Source organism: Leucobacter soli (assembly GCF_042659205.1).
GTDB lineage: Bacteria > Actinomycetota > Actinomycetes > Actinomycetales > Microbacteriaceae > Leucobacter > Leucobacter soli.
On the sequence record NZ_JBHSRW010000510.1, the window covers coordinates 1 to 502 of the forward strand.

Annotated in this window: 1 protein-coding gene; it reads right to left on the minus strand. The window is 74.5% G+C overall.

Annotation, left to right across the window (positions count from 1 at the left end; all coding sequences use genetic code 11):
- Positions 1 to 502, minus strand: a 502-nt coding sequence (locus tag ACFPZL_RS14225; protein ID WP_382336070.1) for a PucR family transcriptional regulator ligand-binding domain-containing protein, incomplete at both ends; no start/stop codon positions are given.

Consider the following 502-nt stretch of genomic DNA (forward strand, 5'->3'; position numbering starts at 1 on the left):
GCACGCGTTCGGAGCCCGCCGGCACGGTCGGGGACCCCGCCGCGGGCACCGTCCCGGCCCACGGGGCGAGCGACTCCGTCACCGCCGATCCGAATCCGGCGAAGGCGACCACCCGGTGGGACGGATCCTCCAGCACGACCGGGGCCTGCAGCGTCCCGGCGAGCTGTTCCACCACGTAGTCGACCGGGCTGCGGTTCAGGCCCAGCTCGGTCAGCATCTCGTGCACCTCGGCGCGGGCGCGCAGGGCCTCGTTCTGGGCGCCGAGGATCCGTTGGTGCACCCGCTGCGTGATCTGCACGAAGCGCACCTCGCGGCGCAGCACGATCAGCGGTACGGCGTGCGCGTCGCAGCCCCGGATCAGCGCCTCCGGAGGCTCGGCGAAGCCCCGCCCGAGCTCGAGCACGATGCCGGAGATCCCCGCGCCGAGCAGTTCCTCGACGAGCGTGCGCAGCTCGGGGCCGCCCTGCGGCCAGCCGGCTCCGGTCGTGAGGATCAGCTCGCC